Annotated in this window: 6 protein-coding genes; all 6 read right to left on the reverse strand. The window is 32.5% G+C overall.

Annotated features, from left to right (window positions below):
* Nucleotides 1-1,029 (reverse strand): cobalt-precorrin 5A hydrolase (gene cbiG / locus SPD90_RS03810; RefSeq protein ID WP_320924350.1); only part of this gene is annotated, 1,029 nt, incomplete at its 3' end.
* The gene (locus SPD90_RS03815) at nt 1,013-1,777 is read right to left on the reverse strand and encodes a cobalt-precorrin-4 methyltransferase (RefSeq protein WP_320627091.1); all 765 of its coding nucleotides are present in this window, start codon (nt 1,775-1,777) and stop codon (nt 1,013-1,015) included. The genes SPD90_RS03815 and cbiG, both read right to left, overlap by 17 nt.
* 4 nt (nt 1,778-1,781) lie before the next feature.
* Nucleotides 1,782-2,348 (reverse strand): decarboxylating cobalt-precorrin-6B (C(15))-methyltransferase, encoded by a 567-nt coding sequence (locus SPD90_RS03820; protein ID WP_320627090.1) that lies wholly within the window; start codon nt 2,346-2,348, stop codon nt 1,782-1,784.
* Nucleotides 2,338-2,946 carry a cobalt-precorrin-7 (C(5))-methyltransferase gene (locus SPD90_RS03825; RefSeq protein WP_320924351.1) on the reverse strand — a complete coding sequence of 203 codons (609 nt, stop codon included), beginning with the start codon at nt 2,944-2,946 and terminating at the stop codon, nt 2,338-2,340. Before SPD90_RS03825 ends, SPD90_RS03820 begins: the two co-directional genes overlap by 11 nt.
* The gene (cbiD, locus tag SPD90_RS03830; RefSeq protein ID WP_320924352.1) at nt 2,943-4,094 is read right to left on the reverse strand and encodes a cobalt-precorrin-5B (C(1))-methyltransferase CbiD; all 1,152 of its coding nucleotides are present in this window, start codon (nt 4,092-4,094) and stop codon (nt 2,943-2,945) included. The genes SPD90_RS03825 and cbiD overlap by 4 nt, the downstream gene beginning before the upstream one ends.
* Before the next feature lie 8 nt (nt 4,095-4,102).
* The coding region (locus SPD90_RS03835; RefSeq protein ID WP_320924353.1) for a precorrin-8X methylmutase at nt 4,103-4,351 on the reverse strand (249 nt) is incomplete at its 5' end.

Below are 4,351 nucleotides of genomic sequence, written 5' to 3' on the forward strand. Positions count from 1 at the left end.
TTTTTGTTTTTCAATAATCATATTGCCTTCACTAAGTAAATGTGCACATGGTTCTGCTACCGAATACACACCGACATTTTTTTTCACCCATTCTGATTTTCCGTATAAATGGTCGACTTTTGAAATTTCTTCTACAGTGAAGGTATTAAATGGTACATTTAAATACTTTCCAAGCTCGATTATTGCTTGTTCGTCTTTTTTTACTTCTATGCTACCTATAGCTTTTATAGAATTTATATCTATGTTGTTCGTATGTAAAAATTCTTTTAAAGAATTTCTCATATGTGTACTGTCAATGTTTCGTTTACATCCTACTCCTATTACGATGTCTTTTGGAACTAATTTTATTATGCTTTTATTTTCGAAATTTAGATTTTCTTTATCGCTTACTACGACTACAGTTTCTATGTTTTCGATTGTATCTACATCTTGGCGTTTCAAAAGTTTAAATCCTCTTGTATCGACATCGTAATCTCCATCTAGGAATAATCCCACTTGCTTGTTATTTACTATCATGGAATTTACTTTTAGTACATTATCTCTAAAATTTTCTATATATCCATTTAGTTTTTTTGCAATCATATCTAATGAAGATTTATTGTTTACATCTGTGGCTGTTGTTATAACTGGATTGGCACCGATCAAATGGCTTATATATAAAGTCATTTCATTTGCTCCACCCATATGACCGCTTAGTAAGCTTATTACATTAGTTCCTTTTTCGTCTGTCACTATTACAGCTGGATCCTCGAATTTACTTTGTATTAAAGGAGCGATTGTTCTAACTACGATTCCTGTCGCCATAATAAATACTATATATCTGTATTTATTAAATATTGTTGGAACAAAATCTTTTAGTTTTTCATATATTCTAATTATGCCTTTACTAGACTCCTGTAACTCATCTTCACTCTTCTTTTTAACAAAATAAACCTGACCTTCCTTTAACTCACTTTGCAGCTTTAAAGCTAAATTCTTTCCATTTTGAGTTAAGCAAATAATAGCAATTTTATTATTTTCTGTATTCATGTTTGAAGTCCTTATCATATAATTTTGAATTATTATATGTAGTTCCTAGGAATTCTCCTACCATTATTAATGCTGTTTTCTTGATTCCATTTTCTTTAACTTTAACTGCTATATCTTCTAAAGTTCCTTTTACTACTTTTTCATCTGGCCAAGTAGCTTTGTATATTACTGCTATTGGAGTAGTTTTTGGATATCCACCAGCTATTAATTTTTCTACAACCTTTTCAATTTCTTGAACTGATAAGAATATTACCATTGAAGTTTGGTGCTTAGCGAAAGATTCTATAGATTCCTTTTCTGGCACTGGAGTTCTACCTTCCATTCTAGTTATAACAACACTTTGAGATACTTCTGGAACTGTGTATTCTACTCCTAGAGCTGATGATGCACCTAAGAAAGAGCTTACTCCTGGTGTACAGTCGTAATCTATATCTAATTTTGCTAAATCTTCTACTTGTTCTCTGATTGAACCGTATATAGAGAAGTCACCTGTTTGTAATCTTACAACAGATTTTCCTTCTTTGATTCCTTTTTCCATAACATCTATTATTTCTTGCAAATTCATGTAAGCACTGTCATGTATTTCGCAGCCTTCTTTGCAGTATTCAAGAAGTGCTGGATTTACTAATGAACCTGCATATATTACAACATCTGCATTGCTTAGTAATTTATATCCTTTTAATGTTATTAATTCTTTGTCCCCAGGGCCTGCCCCTACAAAATGTACTTTATTAACGTTAGTATTCATTGTCCTATTCTACTCCTTTTTCACATGATATTATATATATTGGATTATGAGGTTTAAAATATTCCCCTGGTCCTAATTTTTCAAGCTTTGAAACGTTTAAAACTGTTACATCTACGTTTTTAAACCCTTTTTCTCTAACTAATCTCAGCATTTCATAAAATGTATCTATTATTATAAAATTAGCTACAAGTCTTCCTCCAGGGACTAATAATTCCTTAGACCAGTCGATAATTTCTTCTAGCTTCTTTCCTGTTCCTCCAAGGAAAATTGCATCTACCTGTGTATCTAAATCTAAATCAACAGGTGCATAAGCCTTTACAACCTCTACATTTGTTAGATTAAAATTTTCTATATTTTGATTTACTAAATCAAGTGCATCGTCATTTCGTTCGATAGCTATAACTCTTAAATTTGGATAATGGTATCCAGCTTCAATAGATATACTACCAGTCCCTGCACCTACATCTATAAAAGTCTTAGCATTTAATAAATCCAATTTATTTATAGATATAGCTCTGACTTCTTCTTTTGTTATAGGAACTTTTCCTGTTATAAAATCTCTATTCCTCATCTAATATCACCACTACATTCATATCAAATTTTTCAACTGCCAATATATCCTCTGGCTTTCCTATTGTTATCTTTTCATCCTCATAAGATAGATTTTCGCCTACTACTACAGTTTTATTTAAATTTCTCTTTTGTATTTCTCTGCTTATCTCGTGAGGACCTATTTTGCTGTCAGTAACCATACATACTTTTTTGTGAGAAAGTATGTAATCAAAGTCTGGCACCTTTCCGTGGCTACTTGTAATATAGACATCGTTCATGTCGACAAATATTCTTGAAAATATATATTGAAGTGAACTTATACCAGAAACTATATTTAAGTGTTTATGTTCTATATTTTTTGAAAGATATTTTCCAATTCCATATATAGAAGGATCTCCAGATGCTATAACAGAAATATTTTTATCTAAGTTGTTTTGTATATATTCTAGGATTTCTTTTAAATTTGTAGATAAAACTATTTTTTCTCCTTCGAAATCACTTATAGACTCCAAATTTCTCTTTCCTCCGATTACTGCATCAGATGAATAGATTAATTTTTCTCCTAATTTAGTAATATAATCTGTGTTTCCAGGTCCTAAACCTATAATATTAATCATCTAAATACCTCCACTATAGAATCTGCATTGTCTGATTTTCCTAAATAGGATTTGTCCATCCTAAACATATACACACCTACATCTATGCTGTCATCACCTAGATGTTGTTTTACTCTATCTCTACATTTGTTGCATAAAATATTGTAAACATCTGTGTACTCACTTTGGTCGATTATTTCAACTGCTCCCTCTGCTGTTACACATTCGTCTATTTGTCGTAAAAATTCTACTGGCGCTCCCATAAGTGCTAAATTAGAAATCATAATTTCATTTCTAGCATCGGCAACCTTGCTGTGAGTTTGGAATATTCCAGCAGCGACTTTTATAAATTTACCGATATGTCCAGCTAGGAGTAATTTTTTATACCCCATGCGTTTTGCCTCCATGAGCATATATCCTACAAAGTTACTCATTCTGACTACGTATTTCATATCTAAGCCTAACTCGTTTTGTATAAACTCTTCTCCATGATTTCCTGGAACTAGTATAATTTTATCTAAGCCTTGCCCTCTTTTCATTTCAAGCTCTAGAGATAGAGATTTTTTCCATCCTTCATCACTCATAGGTTCTACTATTCCAGAAGTACCTAAAATAGATATTCCTCCAACTATGCCAAGTCTAGGATTAAAGGTCTTTTTAGCAATTTCCACTCCTTGTGGTGCGTATATAGTAATTTTTAATGTTTTTGTTTTGTCTATATATGTATTTAAATCTGTCCCCAAGACCTTGTGGATTTCTGTTTTTATCATGCTCATAGGTACTGGATTGATAGCTGACTTTCCAACCTCGACCTTTAATCCCTTTTTAGTGACTGTACCTACTCCTATTCCACCTGTAACATAGATGTCTTCACCCTCATTAACTCTGTCTATCATCTCAGCCTTCGCAAAAATATCCATAGTATGAGTTGCATCGATGTCATCTCCACCGTCTTTTTTTATAGAACAAATAGCATATTCTCTGTTTATTTCTATATTTTCAGGCTTTAATGTTAAATAAATTCCTTTTGGCGTATCTATGTTGACTGACTCTAATTTCTTTTGAGTAACCAACATATACGTCGCAGCCTTTGATGCTGCAGCGGCACAAGATCCTGTAGTATATCCTCTTCTGTATTTTTTGCCGTCTATATATACGTATTCTTCCATAGTGTTACCTACATTGCGTATAATATAGCGTTAACTATTGCAGCAGCTACATTGCTACCACCTTTTCTACCTTGCGCTACTATATAAGGTATTTCTGTTTGTTCTAATGAATGCTTTGATTCAGCAGCGCCTACAAAACCAACTGGAACACCTACAACTGCATCTACACTACATCCAGCATTAAACATTTCTATAACCTTGTATAAAGCTGTTGGCGCATTTCCAAGAACGAATATTTTTCTGCCTTCATCCTTCAT

It is taken from the genome of Intestinibacter sp., from assembly GCF_034113885.1.
Classification (GTDB): domain Bacteria; phylum Bacillota; class Clostridia; order Peptostreptococcales; family Peptostreptococcaceae; genus Intestinibacter.

What these genes read in the sequence shown, in the direction of transcription:
- SPD90_RS03815 (WP_320627091.1), bottom strand. Translation starts at nt 1,777, where the DNA reads ATGAATACTAACGTTAATAAAGTACATTTTGTAGGGGCAGGCCCTGGG.
- SPD90_RS03820 (WP_320627090.1), bottom strand. Translation starts at nt 2,348, where the DNA reads ATGAGGAATAGAGATTTTATAACAGGAAAAGTTCCTATAACAAAAGAA.
- SPD90_RS03825 (WP_320924351.1), bottom strand. Translation starts at nt 2,946, where the DNA reads ATGATTAATATTATAGGTTTAGGACCTGGAAACACAGATTATATTACT.
- cbiD (WP_320924352.1), bottom strand. Translation starts at nt 4,094, where the DNA reads ATGGAAGAATACGTATATATAGACGGCAAAAAATACAGAAGAGGATAT.